This window comes from Anaerococcus porci, assembly GCF_034090325.1.
GTDB lineage: Bacteria > Bacillota > Clostridia > Tissierellales > Peptoniphilaceae > Anaerococcus > Anaerococcus porci.
In genome coordinates, this window is record NZ_JAXDSU010000008.1 from 19969 (window position 1) to 40862 (window position 20894).

A 20894-nucleotide genomic window follows, 5' to 3' on the forward strand; every position below is an offset into this window, starting at 1 on the left:
TGTAATGATTTTGAAACGATTAATTCATTTTGCAACAGCCTCTTTTTAAGAATTATTTTTTATTAGAATGGGTAAATAACTGATAAAAGGTGAGAGGTTATTATGAAAAAAAATAAAAGATTTAAAAGGTCAAATGGAATAATCATGCCGATATTTTCCTTGCCATCAGATTATGGAATAGGAACTTTTGGGAAGGAAGCCTACAAATTTATCGACTTTTTAGCAAAAGCTTCTATAGGGTATTGGCAAATTTTACCCCTTGGACCTACAAGCTATGGGGATAGTCCTTACCAGTCTTTTTCATCTTTTGCAGGAAATCCATACTTTATAGACCTAGACTTATTAAGTGAGGATGGCCTTATAGAAAAGGATGACTATAGTAAATTAAACTTTGGAGAATATGAGGAATCTATTGATTATTCAATTCTTTATAATATAAGGTTTAGGATACTAAAAAAGGCTTATGAAAACATAGATAATAACTTAAAAGAAAAAATAGAAGAATTTAAAAAAGAGGAAGAAGAGTGGCTTAAGGACTATTGTCTATTTATGGCTATCAAAAAAGATCAATTGGATATATCTTGGATAGACTTTGACAAAGACTTAAGGGATAGAAATCCTAAAGCCTTAAAAGATTTTACTAAAAAACATATAGATGATATTAATTTTTATGCATTTATTCAATATGAATTTTTTAAGCAATGGAAAAATCTTAAGGCTTATGCAAATAGAAAACATATAAAAATTATAGGAGATTTACCTATTTATCTTGCTCTAGATAGCGCAGATGCTTGGGCAAATACCAAAATTTTAAAACTTGATAAGGATGAAAAAAAACCAGACTTTGTAGCTGCAGTACCACCAGATGCCTACTCAGAAGATGGCCAACTTTGGGGAAATCCAATCTATAATTGGGAAAGCTTAGAAGAGGATGGTTTTAAATTTTGGATGGATAGGATAAGAATAAATTTAAGGCTTTATGATATACTAAGACTTGACCATTTTAGAGGATTTGAATCCTACTATGAGGTGCCAGCTACAGACGAAAATGCTAAGTATGGAAAGTGGAAAAAGGCTAAGGGAGATGAGTTTTTTAAAAAAATTAAAGAAGAATTCAAGGATACAGAATTTATAGCAGAAGACTTAGGTTTTATTACAAAAGAAGTAGAAGATTTGAAAAATAAGGTAGGTTTTCCTGGAATGAAGGTAATCCAATTTGCCTTTGGTGAGGATTTTACATCAGAATATCTTCCACATAATTATGAGAGAAATTCCATAGTCTATGCATCAACTCATGATTCAGACACTCTAAAGGGATGGTTTGATAATCTTGATGAAAAAACAAAAGAAATGGTAGTAGATTATTTTGATATAAAAGAAGATGAAAGCGTAAATTTTAAAATTATAAGAGCACTTATGGCAAGTGTTTCAGATATAGCAATATTTCAAATTCAAGATTTACTAGAGCTTGGCAATGAAGCAAGGATTAATAAGCCTGGCATTTTGGGCGAAAATTGGCAATGGAGGCTAAAAAAAGATATATTGGATGAAGAATTGTCTGAAAAGATAAAAAGTCTTGCAAAATTATATGAAAGAGGAAATTATGAAAATAAAATTAAACAAGAATAAATTTATGGAAGATTATATTGAAAATCTTCAAAGGATAACGCTTAAAAATTTTGAGGATACTTCGGATAAGGATAAGTACTTTGCCTTATGTGATACAATCATGGAAAGAATAAACCAAGAATGGAGAGATTGTAAAAATAAGACTAAAAAAACAAAAAAGGCTTACTATTTTTCAGCTGAATTTTTAGTTGGAAGATCTTTAGGAAATAATTTGATAAATCTTGGAATCTATGATGAAGTTAAAGAATTATTAGATGAAATTGATATAGATTTTGAATCAATAGAAAACTTTGAAGATGATGCTGCCTTAGGAAATGGTGGTCTTGGAAGACTTGCGGCTTGTTTTATGGACTCTGCGGCAAGCCAAAAAATTGACATGTATGGCTATGGTGTAAGATATAGGGAAGGACTTTTTAAGCAAAAAATTGAAAATGGATTCCAAGTTGAAGAGGGAGACCATTGGATAAAAGATGGAGATGGTTGGTCAATAAGGGTTGAATCAGATTCAAAAATAGTTAAATTTAGAGATCAAACAGTAAAGGCAGTTCCATATGATATGCCAATGCTAGGTTTTGAAAATGGTCAAGTAAATACTCTTAGACTTTGGCAATCTGAGCCATTTGAAGAGTTTGACTTCTCCTATTTTAATAACTTCCAATATGATAAGGCGGTAGAAGAAAAAAATAGGGCTGAAGATATAACAAGGGTACTTTATCCAAATGATATTCAAAGAGAAGGAAAAGTATTAAGATTAAAACAACAATACTTCTTTTGCTCAGCATCAATCCAAGATTTGGTAGAAAAGTATAAAAAATATTTTGAAAATGATCTACAATTTGAAAACTTTCCAAAATATCATGTAATTCAATTAAATGACACCCACCCAATTGTAGCAATTCCTGAGCTAATAAGGGTCTTAGTTGACGAAAATGGTATAGACTTTGATAGGGCCGTAGAGATTACTAAAAAGACATTTGCTTTTACTAACCATACAGTATTGCAAGAAGCTCTTGAAACATGGCCAAAGGATATTATGCTTGAAGTATGTCCAAGATGCTTTGATATAATTGAGAAGATAAATGACAAGCTTGTAGAAGATTTCAAAGCAAAGGGATTATCAGAAGAGGCTATAGATCCTTATAGGATAATAAGATATGATCAAATAAGAATGGCAAATCTTGCCATAGTTATGTCTATATCCGTAAATGGAGTAGCAAAACTCCACACAAAAATCCTAAAAGATGATACTTTCAACCATTGGTATAAGATTATGCCTGAAAAGTTTAATAACAAAACAAATGGTATAACACCAAGAAGATGGTTAGTTTATTCAAATATAAGACTATCAAATTTTATAACAGATAAACTTGGTTCAGATGATTGGAAATATGATTTAAATAAGCTAAAAGAGCTTGAAAAATATCTAGAAGATGACAAGGTGCTAGAAGAGATAAATCAAATTAAATATGAAAATAAAAAGGATCTTGCAAGATATATCCTAGAACAAGAAAACATAGTTATAAATCCAGATTCTATATTTGATATTCAAATAAAAAGAATACATGAGTACAAAAGACAACACTTAAATATCCTTCATATAATAAACTTATACCATAGGATTAAGAAAAATCCTGATATGAACTTTTATCCAACAACATTCATACTAGGAGGAAAGGCAGCCCCAGGATATTTCAGAGCTAAGGCCATAATAAAGCTTGCCAATGAAGTTGCAAGGGTTATAAATAAAGACCCAGATGTTAATAAAAAGTTAAAAGTTGTATTTATAGAAAATTATAGAGTATCCTATGGTGAAAAACTCTTCCCAGCAGCAGATATATCTGAACAAATATCAACAGCAGGAAAAGAAGCGTCAGGAACAGGTAATATGAAATTTATGCTAAATGGTGCCTTAACTCTTGGAACCTATGATGGAGCAAATATTGAAATATTCGAAAAAGCAGGAGTTGAAAATAACTACATATTTGGAGCCAAAGTAGAAGAATTAAACTCTATTAGAGATTCATATAGCCCTAAAGAATACTATCACAAAAATTCTGACATAAAAGATGCAGTAGACTCCTTGGTATCAGGAGAATTAAATGATGATAATTCCTATATGTTCCTTGATATATATAATTCTTTAATAAATCCTCAAGGTGGAGAGAAAGCAGACTCATATTTCTTACTAAAAGACTTTGAAGACTACAAAAAAGTCCATGAAAAGATAAATGAAGAATATAGTGATAGGAAAACTTGGGCTAGAAAAGCTCTTAAAAATATAGCAAATGCAGGCTATTTCTCATCTGATAGGACAATCCTTGAATATGCTAAAGATATCTGGAAAATCTAAGAAACCAAAGAAAAAAGAATAAAAAATGAATAAAAACATAATAATAGGTGTACTAATACCATTCCTAGGTACAAGCTTAGGGGCGGCCATGGTATATCTTATGAAAAATGAGTTAAGTAACAAAGTCCAAAAATCCCTAGCAGGTTTTGCAGCAGGAGTAATGGTCGCTGCAAGTATATGGTCTTTAATAATACCAGGAATGGACATGGTAGAAAATCAAATGGGAAGAATGGCATGGATTCCTGCAGTTATAGGATTTGCAGTAGGTATTGCCTTTCTATTATTTTTAGACAATGTAATACCCCACCAACATGTAGATAGTAATGTGCCAGAAGGCCCTAAAAGTAGTTCAATGCGAAAAACAACCATGATGGTTCTTGCAGTAATAATCCACAATATACCAGAAGGAATGGCAGTAGGAGTATCTTTTGCTGGAGTATTGGCAGGAGAGACAAATATTGCTATGGCATCTGCTATAGTACTATCAATAGGCATAGCAATCCAAAATTTCCCAGAAGGGGCTATAATATCAATGCCTTTAAAAAGCCAAGGAATAGGAAAGCACAAGGCCTTTGGAATGGGAGTATTTTCAGGAGCAGTAGAGCCTATGGCTGCCATAATCACTATACTTTTGTCTCAAATAATGATACCAATTTTACCATATTTGTTAAGCTTTGCTGCTGGTGCTATGCTTTATGTAGTAGTAGAGGAACTAATACCAGAAGCAACAGGAGAAGGGAAAGACCATACAAACCTCGGAACAATCTGGTTTTCAGTAGGTTTTTCGGTAATGATGATTTTGGATGTTATGTTAGGATAAAAGTGAGAAATCACTTTTACTAAGCATGTCGCGATTAATAGAAAGAATATATTAAAAAATTTAAAATATGGAATCAACTTAAACTCAAAGTTATGCTGTGTGGTGAATACAAAGTATTAATTAAAATTTAGAATACTTACAATATAAAATTAGGTAAAATGTAAGTTTACTAAGTTTTTTTGCAAATATGAAACATAAATAATCAATTAAATAAAAATATATTTAACGCCAAAAACCGGACTGATTAAATTTAGTTCGGTTTTTTCATTTTAAAATATTGACTTTTATAATTTCTGAGTATAATGTATATATATAGTATATACTAAAGGTGGCCAAAATGAATATAATTATTTCAAACAAAATCGATAAGCCAATTTATGAGCAAATAAAAGATCAAATAAAAGCCTTGATTATAGGTGGAAAACTCAAAGAAGATGCAGCTTTACCAGGGATGAGGTCTTTGGCAAGTGATCTTAAGGTATCACTTATAACTACAAAAAGAGCCTACAATGACCTTGAGGCTGAAGGTTTTATATATACAGTTCCTGCCAAGGGATCTTTTGTAAAAAGCTTAAATAAGGATTTTATCTATGAAGATAGTCTTAAGAAAATAGAAAAAAGCTTTGAAGATGCAATGAATGTGGCTAAATCTATAAACTTATCCAAAGATGACTTAATAGAAATTTTGGATAATCTCTACAATTAGGAGGACACTATGACTTATGCAATAGAAATTAAAAATTTAAACAAATCCTACAAAAACTTTTCCTTAAAATCTATTAATCTAAGACTAGAAGAAGGAATTGTTATGGGACTTATTGGAGAAAATGGAGCAGGAAAGACAACACTTATTAGGTCAATTTTAGGTTTCACATCTTACAAAGGAGATATTAAAATCTTTGGTAAAGGTATGAATAAAGGCTTAAAGGAAGATATAGGCGTAGTAATTGGAGATAAGTTTTTTACTGAAAAATTAAAACTCAAAAAAATTGATGAAGTAATGAACTCTTTCTATAAAAATTGGGATTCAAACTATTTCTTTGATTTATGTAAAAAACTTGAAATTCCAGATAAATCTTTTAAGAAACTATCTGCAGGTAATAAGGTTAAATTGAAGATTGCAACTGCCTTAAGCCATAAGCCCAGACTTCTCATCCTAGATGAACCTACATCAGGGCTTGATCCTATTGTTCGTGCTGAGATTTTGGATATATTTTTTGACTATATAAGAAATGATGGCGTATCAATCTTATTTTCAACCCATATAACAAGTGATTTAGAAAAGATAGCTGATTGTATAGCCTACATTTCCAATGGAAAACTCGTATTTAAAGACTATAAAGATGACATAGGATTTAAATATGGAATATTAAAGACAAGCGAGGATGAGATAGGCTTATATGACGACAAATATTTTATAAAAAAGAGAGTAGGAAAATACAATATAGATGTGTTGATAAAAGATAAAAGTGAATTTAAAGAACTTTATCCTAATTCTGTGGTTGAAAAACCAAGCATAGAGGATATTATGTTAATGCTTAAAAGGGGTATCTAATGAAAAAAATAATCAAGGTTGACTTATATGAAAATTTACTTCCAATTATAGTATATTTTATATTTTCAATCCTCTTATCTTTAAGTTTAAAATTTTTAAACCCAAATACATCAATAAGGTCAAATCTTTTTGGTCTTATTTCGGGACTTTCAATAGTTATTTTTGCGACAGTTTGCCTAAATAATATTATAAATAACTCTTACAAAGACCTATTGAAATATCCTATATCAAGGTCAGATATAGCAAATTATAAGTTTGTAGAGTTTATAGGATTTGTTATTATATTTACTTTCATAGGTATAATAACATATTATCTTTCAGAAGGTCATGTGGAAATTTTAAAAATTATAGCAATCTATCTATTAGGGGCTTCATATTTTTCTCTTACTCTTCCGCTTATGTTTTTGTTTTCTGATAAGAATATTGCATATGTATTTTTAATTATATTTGTTTTAGGAACTATTGGTGGATTTATCCTAGCCTTTATTTCAAAAAATATTATAAAAATGGTCCTAAATAATGAAATTATACTTATTGTATTAGCTTTACTAGTATATTTTATCTCATATCTTGCTACAAGATTTATATTATCAAAAAAAGAGTTTTAAAATTATTTGAGGTTAGCGAAAGTTTTGCTAAGTCAAGTCCAAAATATTGTGTAAATTATCCTAGTCCAATATTTACTATTTCATTCTAATATACAATTTAGAAGATGTTATCCAATCCTCATTGATATCAATGAGGATTGCTCCTATTAGTCTAATAGCCGATTCTTGATTTGGAAATATTCTAATCACTTTTTCACATCTTCTATTCTAAGCAATTGGTTGATTTAAGTCTACTATTAATTACGTCTGTAGATAGATATACAAAGGAATCTTCAAAGCCTTCATCTAAGGTGTCTAAAGAATTTTGAATTTTCTTTTCGTTCTCATATTTTGAGAATATTTCTTCTTTCATTTTTCTTGCTAAGTTTATATCTTGGATTTTAAATAGTGCTTTGATATCAGTTCTAAATTCTTATGTGTTTTTCTTTGGTGCTTTTGATAGGATATTTCTTAAGAAATGTACCTGATATCTTTGCCATATTACATTTACGAATGTTTCTTTTATTGCTTTTACTAGAGCTTTGTGAGTATCTGATATTACCATTTTAAGTCCAGATAGTCCTCTCGCTTTTAAATATTCAAAGAAGTTTGACCATGAATTTTCACTTTCACTAGAACTTAGGTCTAAGCCTATGATTTCTCTATTTCCTTTTTCAGTTGTTCCTATTGCAATATGACAAGCTTTTGATACTACACGATTGTTTTCCCTTACTTTTATGTAGACTACATCTACGATTAAATAAGGGTATTTCACTGAACTTAAGTCACTATTTCTCCATAGCTTTACTTCTTCGTCAAGCTCTTTAGTTAAAGATGATACAAAGGATTTAGAATATGTTTTACCACACATATTTTCTATTACCTTGGATACTTTTCTTGTTGAGACTCCTTGGACATACATTTCTAGCATCGTTGTGAGTAGAGCTTTTTCGTTTCTCTGATATCTTTCAAAAACTTCTGTTGAGAATTTACCATCTCTTGTTCTAGGTACCCTTAAAGTTAAGGTTCCTATTTTTGTTGTATAGTCACGTTCATAGTAGCCATTACGATAGGTAATTCTATTAGGATCCCTTTGATAGGCTGTATTTTCTAAGTATTCATCTCTTTCTTTTTCCATAAGCTCATTAAATACTTTGGTTAGAATAGTTCTTGCCATATCGTTTTTAACTTCAGCATTGATTAAATTTTGAATATCTTCTGTGTTTAATGTAAAATGTAATTGGGTCATTTGTTCCTCCTAGTTGGTTTTTGTCGTTAAAAACACTGTACTAGTTTAGGTTTCAAATGACCTTTTCTTTTTACACAATTATACGGACTCTATCTATTCCTACATAATTAATATATATTAATTTCTTGTTTTAAAATTTAGTTATGTTTTATTATTAGTATACTCACAATTAGTTACTTGCTTTTTAAAAACTTGAATATTTTATATTCGTTCCCTTTTACACTGATTTTTTTGTTTAATTGTCGATCCAAAAGCAACACAGAATTACAAATTTTAAAAATCAATTCCATATCGTGACTAATTAAGATAATAGATTGCTTTTCAGATATCAAATTTAATAACTCTGCCATTATGTTCATACTTATATAATCTAATCCTGAGCTAGGTTCATCTAAAATTATGACTTTTCTTTTAGATATTAATGCTTCAATTACAGCTAGTCTTTGTTTCTGCCCTTCAGACAATTTTTGGGGATGAGATGTTCTATTTTCCCATAAATTAATTGTTTTAAGATAATTTCTAGCTAAATCTTTAACTTCATTATCATCTAAATCAATTCCTGCTAATAAATCATTTTCTACTGTATCTAAAAATAACTGTGAATCAACATCTTGAAAAACAAAATAAGAATTTTTTAATCGTTCTTTTTCTTTATATCCATATGTTATATTTTTAGTTCCTCCTAATAAGCCAGACAAATTTTTTGCTAACGTTGTTTTACCTACTCCATTAGCTCCAATTACTCCCATTATTTCTTTTTCAAATAATTTAAATGAAATATTTTTTATTAATATCTTAGAATTTTGAAGAATATTAATATTATTTATGGAAAAAAGTTCTTTACCATTAATTGGTTTCTTTTCTGACTTTAAAATATCTTCATCTATAGTTCTTAGTCCTAAATTGCGACACATATTTGATGTTAATTCACCATTTGTGTAAACTGACTTAATCGTCCCTTGATTCATTAATACCAAGTGATCAAATAAATCTTTTAAGTAATAAATTCTATGGTCTGCTACAACAATTGTTTTTCCTAAATTTTTGAGAATACAAAAAATTTCCTTTAAGTTTTCAATACTTTTATAATCTAAACTAGATGATGGTTCATCAAAAAATATCAAGTCTGTATCATAAACTAGAGTACAAGCTATTGCAACTTTTTGCCTTTCTCCTCCCGATAAATCGAAAATAGATTTATATCTCAAATGCTTGATTTCTAATAAATCTAATACTTCGTTAACTCTTTTTATTAACTCATGACTAGGCATACCTAAATTTTCACCAACTAATGCAATCTCATCTTCGACTATTGTACAAAAGAATTGATCTTTTGGATTTTGAAAAACATTTCCAATATATTTTGCTAATTCCCCTTTTTTATATTCTGTTAATGGTTTGCCTTTAAGCTTAATATCACCTTTTAAGTTACCCTCATAGAACTCTGGTATTAATCCGTTCATTAATCTTATTAATGTTGATTTGCCACACCCAGAACTGCCAGTAAGTAATAGTAGTTCTCCCTTCTTTATACTAAGTTTAATATCTTTTAATATAATTTTTTCATCGTAAGAAAATGATTCTATTTCAAGGTCTAAAATATTTTCCACATAGTACCCCCAATCAAAATAATTCCAAAGAGCAAAAGAATATAATCATACATATTGAGATTAATATCATGAAAAATTGATTTTTCACCATCATACTCAATTCCCTTTGTCAATATTGAGCAGGTTAAAGTATCGCTAATATGTATACATTTGTATAGGAGCGGTACAAAATACAATTCGAATGCCTTTATAGGATGAAATATGCTTACTTTAAAGCCTCTAATTTTTAATCCTTCTTTAATTTCACCAAGTCTTATTTTTATTTCTGGAAGCAATCTAAACAAAAGTGCCACAGCAATATTTAAGTTTCCTTTTATCCCCATGCTTCTTAATACTGCGATAAGGTAAGATGTGCTATAAAAAGATATAATCTTAGCCAAAATAAATATAGGTGAAAGTCTTAATCCTATTTTTAGCATTGAGTATATAGACCCTACAAAAATTCCACCAGAAATGTATTCTAAGCCTCTTGACAAAAAATATATAGTAGCTATGCCTATTAAAAAATTAAGTGCAGACTTTATAGATGTGCTAGCTAAGCACAAAAAACTTACAATTAAACATATATAATATACATTTGTAGATCCTATTAATAAAATTATTGAAAAAATGAGAATTAGCCCAAATATTGTTTTTGGGTTAATTCTAACATTTTTTTTGGTTTCTTTATTCACTTTACAGATTGCTTTTCTTGGTTTTACTTGCGAAAAATTTTTCATAAATGTAATTCCCAAAGCTGGCTCCAATTAGAGATGCTATCACTGAAATCAAAGCACATATGCCTATATTAATTGGTGTATAGAAATTTTTTAAAAATGAAATATATTCAGGTGTCATCATTTTTACTATGGCAGGATTAGTTCCAAAGAAATAAGTTATAACCATAGCATGAAATGAATAAATGAACATACCAACTCCATAAGCATAACCAGCTCTTTTATTTGCTGCCCTATAATTTATTTCTCTTCCCATAACAAGTTCAGCTAATATGCCTGCTACTATATTAATAATAAGGATTGGCCACATTCCCATCAATAAAGTATAGTACACACCAATTAGAAAGAAATAAACAAAAGCAACTCCTCTTTTACCTACTGATCTAGATAATATTACAAATACTGGTGCTCCAATAATAGTTGCAAAAGCACATGATATATACAAACTTGGTACAACTCCCAACATTCCTGTAGCATAACCTAATCCCATTGTTAAAACAAATCCTATAATTGAAAATACTATAATTTTTACCACATCTTTTAATTTCATTTTATAATCCTCCTTACAATTTCCAATTTTCTGTTTCTTCTCTTATTTTTATAAAGTCGGAATACAATCCCTCTTTTTCTATCAATTGTTCATGATTTCCTTTCTCTATAATCTCCCCTCTATCTAATACAATAATTTGATCAGCATTTTGTACAGTTTTTAATCTATGAGCTATCATAATTACGGTTTTTTCTTTCATTAAGGCATCAATTGCTTTTTGCAATTTGTCCTCATTTTCTGGATCAACATTTGCAGTTGCTTCATCTAAAATTACAATTTGTGCGTTTTTTAACATTGCCCTGGCAAGAGAAATCCTTTGTTTTTCACCACCGGACAAATTAGCTCCTCCTTCACCAACCATAGTCTGATAAGCATCTGGCAATTTCATTATGAAATCATGACAGGAAGCTTTCTTCGCTGCTTCTATAACCTCATCAAGACTAGCGTTTTGATTACCAAATTTAATATTGTTTTCTATGGTATCTTCGAATAAATACACCTTTTGAAATACCATAGAAATTTTATTCATTAAAGACTCTAAACTATAATCCTTAATATTTCTTCCTCCTAGCAAAATTTGACCAGAGTTGACATCCCAAAATCTAGCAATTAAATTACATAGCGTCGTCTTTCCAGACCCAGATGGTCCAATAATTGCTGTCGTCGTATTTTCCTTAATCAACAAACTTAAATCCTTTATAATTTTCTTATTTCCATAAGAAAAATTGACCTTTTTAAATTCAATATTCATATGCTCTGTTTCAATATTTTCTCCATGTATATCAAGTTGTGGCATTTTATTTAGCTCCTCAACTTGATCTATTGATGAACTTACTACTCTTAAAACAGCCATTGATGACCCGGCTGATTCAATTTGTGCAAATACCATAAAGGAGATAATAATAGACATTAATGTATTAACTAAATTCATTGAATTGTTAAAATAAAGATATACAGCCGAAAATCCTATTGTAATAGAACCTATGCGAAGCACTAATTCCTGTGCCATATTATATGGTGTAAAAGACTTTTCTATATTTAAATTAGCTCCTTTATTTTCTCTAATAGCATTTTGAACCTTTTTGTCTCCCTTTCCAGTTAAATTGAAAGACTTTATGATATGCATACCTTTGATCTGCTCTAAAATAGTTTCAACTAATTTTGTTTGGGAAATTTGTCGTTTAGGAGCTACCTGAGCAGATTTTCTTTCCATCAACGATGTAACATATAGATATAAAAGACTTGTCAAAATAACAACTATCCCTATTCTTTTGTCATAAATTAATATAATTAGTGTGAATACAATAGAATTTAAAAATCCACTCATCATATTAATAAGAACAATTGGAATTGTATTTTCAATATCTGACATAATTGTAGTCATAATACCTACAACTTGCCCTTCGCTATTCTCATTAAAATATCCCATAGGTACGCTTTTAACTTTTTTGCCTATTTCTATTCGCTTGTCAGCTGTCATATGATAGGAAGCGTGTGTCTGTTTTAATTGAGAAAAATAATTTGTAACAGCTCTTCCTAATATACTTACTATTAAAAATATTAATGCCAAAAGTCCTGGTTTTAGAGAATTGTTTTTTTCGACAATTCCTAAAAGGACAAAGTATACTGCACCTATCTGAAACATATGAAAAATAGCATATACAAAAGAAATTACTAGTGACTTATTAATATTATTTTTTTCTTGTCCTGCAAAGTTCCAAATTTTTTTTAATGCACTAATCATATTCAATCACCTCTTTTGCTCCAATATGTGCCAGCCACATATCTTTATATAAACCACTTTTTTCTAAAAGCTCTTCGTGCCTTCCTTGCCTATCTAATTTTCCGTCTTTAATAACAAAGATTTGATCAGAATCTTTAATTGTAGATAGTCTATGAGCAATTACAATAACAGTTTTTCCATCTAATAGTTTAGATATTGCTTTTTGTACCAATCTTTCATTCTCGGGATCGATATACGCTGTTGCCTCGTCTAAAATTACAATTGGTGCATTTTTTAACATAGCTCTAGCAATTGCAATTCTCTGTCTTTCACCACCAGATAAGTGACCTCCACCACTGCCAACTTTCGTATCATATCCCTTTTCCAAATTTATAATAAATTCATGACATCCTGATTCTCTTGCAACTTTCTCAACTTCTTCATCACTTGCACCTAATTTCCCCATTCGAATGTTTTCTCTTATAGATTCATCAAATAAGAAATTGTCTTGAGATACATAAGCTATAGAATTATAAATTTGTTTAAGAGGAATATTTTTATATTCCACGTTCCCAAGTTTTATTTCTCCTTGACTTGGATCATAATAAGCTCCAATGAGTTTAGAAAGTGTTGATTTGCCACCGCCAGAAGGGCCTACAAAAGCACTAAAACTGCCTTTTTTCAAATACATACTAATGCCTTTAATTACTTCATCTTCATTATTATAAGAAAATCTCAAATCATTAAGTTCTATATCTAAGTTCTTTAACATAACTTCCTTTGAGGCGTAATCTTGTTCTTCTTCTCCACTGAATCTAAAATAGTTCCTACTCTTGCTAAGCTATCTACGAAATTCATTGCTTCTGTTAAAAGACCCGAAATGCTAAAGGCTAAAATTATGACCATTAAAAATGTTTCTGATTGCAAATTTCCATTTTTAAAAAATATCCAACCTACAGGTAACACTGCAAGTAAAGTAGTTGGCATAACAGATTTTGACATAGACATTAAAAATTGTACATCTTTCATCCATTTACAATAATAATTTGCATTTGCCTTTATTTTTTCAGAAAACTTTCGATACTGTTCATCTCCTTGATTGAAAGCTTTTATCACTTCGATTCCCTCAATGTACTCTACAATAGAAGAGTTCATCTCTCCTCCAACTTGAACAGCTCCAGCAAATTGCTTTGGATACCCTTTCATAATTTTCTTCATAAAAATCATACCTATTGGAAAAGATACAAGCGATAATAGTGCAATTCTCCAGTCAAGGATAAATAAATAAATTAAAATAAGTATTGGTCCGATTATATTGGCAGTAAGTTCAGGTATTAAGTGGGCAACAGGTCTTTCTAAACTTTCTACCTGGTCAACTATTAATTGTTTTATTTTTCCACTTGGTGTATCTACAACTTTTCCAAGAGATAACTTAGGCAACTTATTTAATATCTTTAATCTAATCTCCTCTAACAAACTATAAGCAGACTTATGTGATTTTGATAAGGCTATATTATAGAAAATAACTTTGATTAAATAACCTATAAACCCTATCAAAAACCACTTAATATAAAAATCAATTTTTCTTACATCGTCTATTAAAGCAGCGATAATTTTTCCAGCAGAAATAAAGGGTATAATTCCACCAACAATTCCAATAATTGCAAACAAAATGGCGATTTGTAATTCCTTATGCTCATTTTTTGCTAAATTCCATAATCTATTTAATGGACTTTCTTTTTTCATAATAACCCTCCTTTTAAAGATAACTTAGTTATCTATTGTTTAAAAAAATTTGAGGTTATAAACCTCGTATTTTTTTCCAGCCATCATTGAAGAAACTAGATATAATTTTTGTATTGTGGATGGCTTGTCCTTTAGAGATAGAATGAACAACTAACTGAGCAAGAGCGTACATATAAGCATGATTAATAAGATGCAAACCCTCATCTGTAATTACACTCTCATAACCGTCCTTATAAATCATATTTAATATTTTCTTATGGTTTTTATCTTCAAGTTCAATTATTTTCTCAATAAAATTTTCATATTTAGTCCCATAAGAAGAAAATATTAACAATTGAAAACTTTCTTTATTATCATAAAAGAATGATACTGAACGGATTGAGGCCTCGTCTTTTAATTCTAAGATTTCCAATATTACTTTTTTGCTAATTGGTCTATCTGAATTATACTTAATAAAACTCTTGTCTTCGTATTTTTTATACAAATTAAAAATATCATATGCAAGTTGTCCTACCATTGACTCAAATAATTCTTCTTTATTAGAAAAATATTTATAAAAAGCTCCAGTTGTTACACCTGCATCTTTACAAATTCTTCTTAAATTTGCATTCTCAAATCCTATTTCTAAAAACTGTTTCTTCCCACTTTTTATAATTTTTTCTTTCGTATTTAATATTTTCAAACTAACCACCATCCATTAGCATAATTAATCCAGATAACTAAGTTATCTAAATTAATTATACTTTTTATATTCAAAAAAATCAATACTAATTATCATTTCAGTATTTAAATAACTCTAAGGCTAAATTTTTTCGCTGTTCCATTTCTTAACTAGTAAAGCTAGCACTTCAACATGGCTCGAGAAGTTAATATAAGTAACATACTTTTGTAGATATTCGCATCCATATAAACTGAATAATTTAACGATGACAAATTGAACTGACCCCCAAAAGTTAGACCTAAAAACTAACTTAAGGAGGTCAGTTTTTAAATGGCAAAATATAGTACAGAATTCAAAATGAAAGTAGTAAAAGAATATTTAGGATCAAATATCTCATATAAATCTTTATCAGAAAAATATAAACTTTCTCATCAGGAAATAGTAAAAAGACGGGTAAATGCATACAAGTCGCTAGGCTATGAAGGACTAAAAGTAAAAAGAAAAAATACACAATATACTTTGGAATTTAAGTTAAAAGTAGTAAACTTGTATTTAACAGGAGAAATGTCCTATCAAAGCCTAGCAAATGAATTAAAGATAAACAACCCATCAATAATAGCAAGATGGGTAATAGACTTTAGAGAAAAAGGCATAGAAGGACTGAAATCTAAAAAGAGAGGAAGACCTTCAAAAATGTCAAAATCCCCAAATAAATCAAAATACACTAAAATAGAAACATCAGCAAACATAACTAATTTAGAAAATGAATCATTAACACAAGCACAACTAAAAGAAAAAATAAAGAAATTAGAAGAAAAAAACTATTGGCTCCAACTAGAAAATGATGCAATAAAAAAAAAGATAGAATTGTCTCAAATGACAGATACAGAAATAAGACAATTGCTGAAACAATTGAAGTCTTAAGAAGTGAATACAAACTAAAAGACTTGTTAAAATACTTTAATATTGCCAAATCAACATACATGTATTGGCAAAAACGCTTAAATATACCAAATAAAGATATAGAGATAGAAAAGAAAATACTTAAGATAAGAAAAGACAATCCAAACTATGGCTACAGAAGAATAACAGCCATGTTAAAAAGAGCAGGACTGATAATAAACAAAAAGAAAGTACAAAGATTAGTTCAAAAGTTAAAACTTCAAGTAAAAAGCTATTCACGAAAATCTAGAAAATAATCATCCTACAAAGGACAGGTAGGAAAAATATCAGACAACAAAATAAAAAGAAACTTCAAAGTAGAAAAACCATACACAAAAATAACAACAGACACAACAGAATTTAAGTATTTAGAAAAAGATAAAACAGGAACATACCAAATAAAGAAACTCTATCTAAACCCATACCTAGATATGTACAACAGTGAAATATTAAGCTATGAAATATCAAAACAACCAACAATAGAACCAATCCTAAAAGCTTTAGATAAAGCCATAAAAATAACTAACAAAAGTAAAGAAAAAAGAATATTCCACTCAGATCAAGGCTGGGCATATCAAACAAATCAGTACACATCTAGGTTAGAAGCTAACGGTATCACCCAATCTATGTCCAGAAAAGGCAACTGCTTAGACAACTCGCCAATGGAAAACTTCTTTGGAATACTAAAACAAGAAATATATTACGGAAGAAAATTCTACTCATACGAACACTTAAAACAAACAATAGAAGATTTCATAAAATATTACAACGAAGAAAGAATAAAAGAAAAATTAGGATACTTATCACCAATAGAATATAGAAAGAAGAATGCAGCATAAAAAATTTCTACCCCTAGGGGTAGGATTTGACCTAATACCAGAGCTAGTCTAGTTCTAACTCTGATATTAGGTCCAACTTTGTGGGGTCAGCTTATTTTTTCTAACAACAGTTTTTTATTAATTTATTTTTTAAATCTATGATAAAAAGCTTGAGTTTATTTAGAAACTAGCTTCATAATAATCCTATTTTGAAAAACTTAACTTTATTATAATAAGATTTAATGAAAATTTTACAGCAAGGCTTAATTCTTACATGGTAATTTTATTATCAATATTATTGGAAAACATCATAAGTGTGTTTGTTACTTAAGCTTAATAAGATAGGTATATTTATAAAAATCTTCCTTTTTAGTTTTATTCTAAATAAGGAGATTTGAGATATTTATAATAATTTATTTGCCTAAATTTTTGTCCTATCAAATATTTCTAGAAGTTCTTCAAGAACTAGAATTCTTTCTCTGATTTTTTCACCTTCATCTGTATCTTTTATAAGCATTCTAGGAATTAATTTTTCGGTTTCATAAATTTTTGGGGTATAGGAGCCCATATTATCCCTTATATTTTTATAAGATACATGTTCTGCAAGTGCTATGTGGTGAGAGTTATACATTAGAGTATAGCCAGCTATGCCTGTCTTTTTTTGGTAAGGCTTTGATATTCCACCATCTATTACATAAAGCTTACCATTTGCTCTTACAGGTTTTTTGCCTTCCTTTACTTTTACTGGAACGTGACCATTTATAATTCTTCTTCTTTGGTCTTTTAAATTAAATTCATCAAGAATCATATTACAAATATCTTCTTTTTTATTTAAATCATAATATGGATTCATCTCTTCTTTTTTAAGTTCTTTATCATCAACTAAAAGATTTTCAAAGTAAGAATATTGACTTTTACCAAATAAAGGGGATTTTTTGCCACATACTAGATACCAAACTATGTCTTTTGCATATTGTTTTTCTTCAGATTCTGGTAAGAAATAGGCATCTCTTGCAAGCTTATCAAATAAATCCATCAACTCTTTTCCCTTATAGGCTTTTCCTTTGATTTTTATTTCTTGGAAAGAACCGTCAGGATTTAAAGGTATGCAACCATGGAAAAGAAGAGAGCCGTTAGATATTTTATACATAGAACCATTGTTATACATAAACTTAATGTGTTCATTTAGGAGGATATTTTTGGAGAACTCTTTTTGCAATATGTCTATTATGAATTTTTCTTCTAAGCTGAGCTTGAGAGGATCTTTTTTATCTATAGTAGGAAAGTTTTTATCTAAAAGTTCTACACCCTTGTAGGTCATTTTAGTGAAATCAATGTGTTTTAAGAAATTTCTATCATCCATATGAAATTCAGGATTTCTTTCTAAAAGTTTACCATCAAGCTTAAATCTTATGACACTCATAGCCTTATACATCTTGGCTGCTACATCCTTATTTACTTTATCATAGATATTTTCTTCAAATATTCTTGGCATAAATCTCTCACATGGGTCATCTCTATAAGTTTTCATAGAAAACTCATAAAGTGGTCTGAGATTTATTCCATAACCTTCTTCAACAAAATCAAAGTTATTATATGAGATTGCATTGCAAAGACATGCTGCTACCAAGGCCTTGTTTCCAGAACATGCTCCCATCCAAGCTATATCATGGTTTCCCCATTGTATGTCTACATTAGGAAAAGTTAAAAGTTCATCCATAATAATATTAGGTTCAGGCCCCCTGTCGTAAATATCTCCAACTATATGAAGGCTATCTACAGAAACTCTTTGGATTAGTGATGATAATACTATTATAAAATCATCAGCAGCCTTATATTTTATTATATTTTCAATTATTTTTTCATAGTATAATTTCTTATTAAATTCAGAATCATTAGTATATAAAAGTTCATCTATAATTTCCTTATAATTTGTAGGAAACTTATTTTTAACTGTATCTTTTGGATACTTTGTTGATACAAACCTAAAAAGATTAACTAACCTATGAATATTAATTGTGTACCAATCATCATCTATCAAATTTTCTTCTTTAAGTCTAACAAGTTCTCTTTCTGGATTATAGATAAGGTTTGCAAGATCATCTTGGTCCTTTTTTACTAGGGTATCTCCAAAGTATTGGCTAGTCTTATCTCTTATATTTCCACCAGCAGATCTTAGAAGGTGAATAAAGGCCTTGGCTTCGCCATGAAGATCCGAGAAAAAATACTCAGTTCCCTTTGGTAGGTAAAGTTTTGCCTTAAGACCTATAATTTCATCGACTAAGTGGGTTTTTGTTGGGTAATTTTCTTTAAGTAGATTTAAATACTTTTCATTCATATGAATACCTTTCCTTAATATTTTTTACTATTCAAAAAAGGGACTGTTGCAAAACCATGAATTTCTATCATTCCATCATTACAAATTACTCATAGACAATTTGAGAATAGCCTACCAGCTCATGAAGGCCAAATTGTCGTGGAGGAGCTTGTAATGATGGAATAACGATTAATTCATTCTGCAACAGCCCCCTCTTGCTTCCTTTTTTGTTAATTTGACATCTTTTAGTTAACAACTATATATTAAAAACTTAAGTACTTTTTTAATTTTATATACTAAGATATTTCGCTTTCATCTTTAATATTTATTGTGTTTTTTGATGTTATTACTTCTTCATTTTTTTCTTCTGAATCTTTTTTAATTGTGTTATTATCAATAATTTCTACTTCTTTATTATCTATATTTTCTTTATCCTCATTGTCAATCTTAGAATTGTATAAATCACCTTCATTTTCATAATATTCAATACTTTTTTCATGAAGTCCAAGCATAGATCCTATAATAAGGAAGATATTGAAAATATAAGAGATTATGAATATCCTATCTCTAAAAAATACATGTCCAATAACACTGGTAAATAAGAGGAAGAATCCAGCAAACATATTAGATGGGAAATGTTTCTTATCTTTTATTGAAGAAAATATCCTATTTGTTAAAAGACTTATTAGGATAAATAAGCAAAATAGCAATATAAAAAAGATGGGTTTTATAAGGCTTAGAGAAATATTTGAAAATCCTAATAAATCAAATATGGAAAATATGTACTTTCTATCAACAAATAATGAAAAAAGAGTAGAAAGTATTAGACCTATACTAATCAATAAATAGTAAAATCCAGATATCCTCAATAAAATATTACTTAGTTTTTTCATCCTTACCTCCTTTTGCATTAATTATACCACAAAAAGCATGTACTTAATCTTTATTTTTATTTGAGTTATTTTATCGTATAATTATATAATATAAAGAAAGGAGTTTTTATGGATTTTGATAAAGTAATAGACAAGAGATGTTCAACTAGATTATTTACAGATGAAATAATTGATAGAAAAGATTTAGAGGCCATTGTAAATGCGGGAACTAAGGCGCCAGTTGGTAAGGGACTTTATGCAAATATGGCTATTACAGTAATTACAAATAAAGAATACATAGGTGAGATTTTAGAAGAAGCTAGGGAAGTAGCTAATAATTATAAGGCAAACCCTATTTATTCTGCACCATATCTTATAATTGTATCAGCCAAAAAAGGTCATGAAACTAGGCTTGAAGATACAGCCTGTATAATAGAGAATATGAGTCTTAAGGCAACTGATCTTGATATAGGCTCATGCTATATAAGAGGAATGTTTGAAAAATTTGATAATAAGGCAAGATTTATTAAAAAATTAGGAGTAAAAGAGGATTTTTATCCTGTCCATGGTCTTATTCTCGGAAAAACTAATGAAGAAATAAAGGGAAAGAAGCATCATATAGACGTAAATTATATAGATTAGTTTAGAAATTTGTTTGACAACGCTCTAAAATACAATATAATATAAAAAATTATTAAAAAGGTTTTATAAGTTTAAGAAAATCTCCTGGATTATTTGACATGTGCTAG

General features: G+C 29.2%; 18 protein-coding genes and 2 pseudogenes. 10 read left to right on the forward strand and 10 right to left on the reverse strand.

Annotation, left to right across the window (positions count from 1 at the left end):
* Nucleotides 1-102: 102 nt before the first annotated feature.
* The 6 genes from malQ (at nucleotide 103) to SOR60_RS01235 (ending at nucleotide 6962) form a co-directional block, all read left to right on the forward strand.
* Nucleotides 103-1629 (forward strand): 4-alpha-glucanotransferase, encoded by a 1527-nt coding sequence (gene malQ, locus SOR60_RS01210; protein WP_320594990.1) that lies wholly within the window; start codon nucleotides 103-105, stop codon nucleotides 1627-1629.
* Nucleotides 1604-3979: a glycogen/starch/alpha-glucan phosphorylase gene (locus SOR60_RS01215; protein WP_229771224.1), complete on the forward strand. Its 2376-nt coding sequence runs from the start codon at nucleotides 1604-1606 to the stop codon at nucleotides 3977-3979. The genes malQ and SOR60_RS01215 overlap by 26 nt, the downstream gene beginning before the upstream one ends.
* A gap of 25 nt (nucleotides 3980-4004) precedes the next feature.
* Nucleotides 4005-4799, forward strand: coding sequence for a ZIP family metal transporter (locus tag SOR60_RS01220; protein WP_154541021.1), 795 nt, complete (start codon nucleotides 4005-4007; stop codon nucleotides 4797-4799).
* A gap of 337 nt (nucleotides 4800-5136) precedes the next feature.
* Entirely contained in the window at nucleotides 5137-5505 is a 369-nt protein-coding gene (locus tag SOR60_RS01225) for a GntR family transcriptional regulator (RefSeq protein WP_154541023.1), read from the forward strand.
* Between the two features lie 9 nt (nucleotides 5506-5514).
* Nucleotides 5515-6354, forward strand: a complete 840-nt coding sequence (locus tag SOR60_RS01230; protein WP_154541025.1) for an ABC transporter ATP-binding protein — start codon at nucleotides 5515-5517, stop codon at nucleotides 6352-6354.
* Nucleotides 6354-6962 (forward strand): ABC-2 transporter permease, encoded by a 609-nt coding sequence (locus SOR60_RS01235; protein ID WP_154541027.1) that lies wholly within the window; start codon nucleotides 6354-6356, stop codon nucleotides 6960-6962. Before SOR60_RS01230 ends, SOR60_RS01235 begins: the two co-directional genes overlap by 1 nt.
* Nucleotides 6963-7037: 75 nt before the next feature.
* Here SOR60_RS01235 and SOR60_RS01240 read toward each other — a convergent pair.
* From SOR60_RS01240 to SOR60_RS01270, 8 genes and pseudogenes are all read right to left on the reverse strand, one after another.
* A pseudogene (locus SOR60_RS01240) lies at nucleotides 7038-8190 on the reverse strand (IS256 family transposase).
* A gap of 173 nt (nucleotides 8191-8363) precedes the next feature.
* A complete protein-coding gene (locus tag SOR60_RS01245) occupies nucleotides 8364-9800 on the reverse strand; it encodes an ABC transporter ATP-binding protein (protein WP_320594991.1) in 1437 nt (478 codons plus the stop codon).
* Nucleotides 9785-10519, reverse strand: coding sequence for an energy-coupling factor transporter transmembrane component T (locus SOR60_RS01250; RefSeq protein WP_320594992.1), 735 nt, complete (start codon nucleotides 10517-10519; stop codon nucleotides 9785-9787). The genes SOR60_RS01245 and SOR60_RS01250 overlap by 16 nt, the downstream gene beginning before the upstream one ends.
* The gene (locus tag SOR60_RS01255) at nucleotides 10476-11066 is read right to left on the reverse strand and encodes an MptD family putative ECF transporter S component (RefSeq protein WP_320594993.1); all 591 of its coding nucleotides are present in this window, start codon (nucleotides 11064-11066) and stop codon (nucleotides 10476-10478) included. The genes SOR60_RS01250 and SOR60_RS01255 overlap by 44 nt, the downstream gene beginning before the upstream one ends.
* A 13-nt stretch (nucleotides 11067-11079) precedes the next feature.
* A complete protein-coding gene (locus SOR60_RS01260) occupies nucleotides 11080-12810 on the reverse strand; it encodes an ABC transporter ATP-binding protein (RefSeq protein WP_320594994.1) in 1731 nt (576 codons plus the stop codon).
* The gene (locus tag SOR60_RS10575) at nucleotides 12803-13561 is read right to left on the reverse strand and encodes an ABC transporter ATP-binding protein (protein ID WP_462676500.1); all 759 of its coding nucleotides are present in this window, start codon (nucleotides 13559-13561) and stop codon (nucleotides 12803-12805) included. Before SOR60_RS10575 ends, SOR60_RS01260 begins: the two co-directional genes overlap by 8 nt.
* Complete coding sequence (locus SOR60_RS10580) at nucleotides 13555-14535, reverse strand: ABC transporter transmembrane domain-containing protein (protein WP_462676501.1); 981 nt, start codon at nucleotides 14533-14535, stop codon at nucleotides 13555-13557. The genes SOR60_RS10575 and SOR60_RS10580 overlap by 7 nt, the downstream gene beginning before the upstream one ends.
* 55 nt (nucleotides 14536-14590) lie before the next feature.
* A complete protein-coding gene (locus SOR60_RS01270) occupies nucleotides 14591-15217 on the reverse strand; it encodes a TetR/AcrR family transcriptional regulator (RefSeq protein WP_407654213.1) in 627 nt (208 codons plus the stop codon).
* 309 nt (nucleotides 15218-15526) lie between these two features.
* On the opposite strand from SOR60_RS01270, the gene SOR60_RS01275 reads away from it, so the two are divergent.
* The 3 genes and pseudogenes from SOR60_RS01275 to SOR60_RS01285 all read left to right on the forward strand — a co-directional run.
* Complete coding sequence (locus SOR60_RS01275; RefSeq protein ID WP_176269238.1) at nucleotides 15527-16120, forward strand: helix-turn-helix domain-containing protein; 594 nt, start codon at nucleotides 15527-15529, stop codon at nucleotides 16118-16120.
* Nucleotides 16121-16179: 59 nt separating this feature from the next.
* Nucleotides 16180-16395, forward strand: a complete 216-nt coding sequence (locus tag SOR60_RS01280) for an IS3 family transposase (RefSeq protein WP_320594996.1) — start codon at nucleotides 16180-16182, stop codon at nucleotides 16393-16395.
* 15 nt (nucleotides 16396-16410) lie between these two features.
* A pseudogene (locus SOR60_RS01285) lies at nucleotides 16411-16977 on the forward strand (IS3 family transposase); the annotation flags it as partial.
* A 400-nt stretch (nucleotides 16978-17377) separates the two neighbouring features.
* Here SOR60_RS01285 and SOR60_RS01290 read toward each other — a convergent pair.
* Together SOR60_RS01290 and SOR60_RS01295 are read right to left on the reverse strand one after the other, a co-directional pair.
* Complete coding sequence (locus tag SOR60_RS01290; RefSeq protein ID WP_320594997.1) at nucleotides 17378-19294, reverse strand: fructose-1,6-bisphosphatase; 1917 nt, start codon at nucleotides 19292-19294, stop codon at nucleotides 17378-17380.
* Between the two features lie 275 nt (nucleotides 19295-19569).
* Nucleotides 19570-20166 carry a hypothetical protein gene (locus SOR60_RS01295; RefSeq protein WP_320594998.1) on the reverse strand — a complete coding sequence of 199 codons (597 nt, stop codon included), beginning with the start codon at nucleotides 20164-20166 and terminating at the stop codon, nucleotides 19570-19572.
* A gap of 108 nt (nucleotides 20167-20274) precedes the next feature.
* On the opposite strand from SOR60_RS01295, the gene SOR60_RS01300 reads away from it, so the two are divergent.
* The gene (locus SOR60_RS01300; RefSeq protein ID WP_320594999.1) at nucleotides 20275-20787 is read left to right on the forward strand and encodes a nitroreductase family protein; all 513 of its coding nucleotides are present in this window, start codon (nucleotides 20275-20277) and stop codon (nucleotides 20785-20787) included.
* Nucleotides 20788-20894 lie beyond the last annotated feature (107 nt).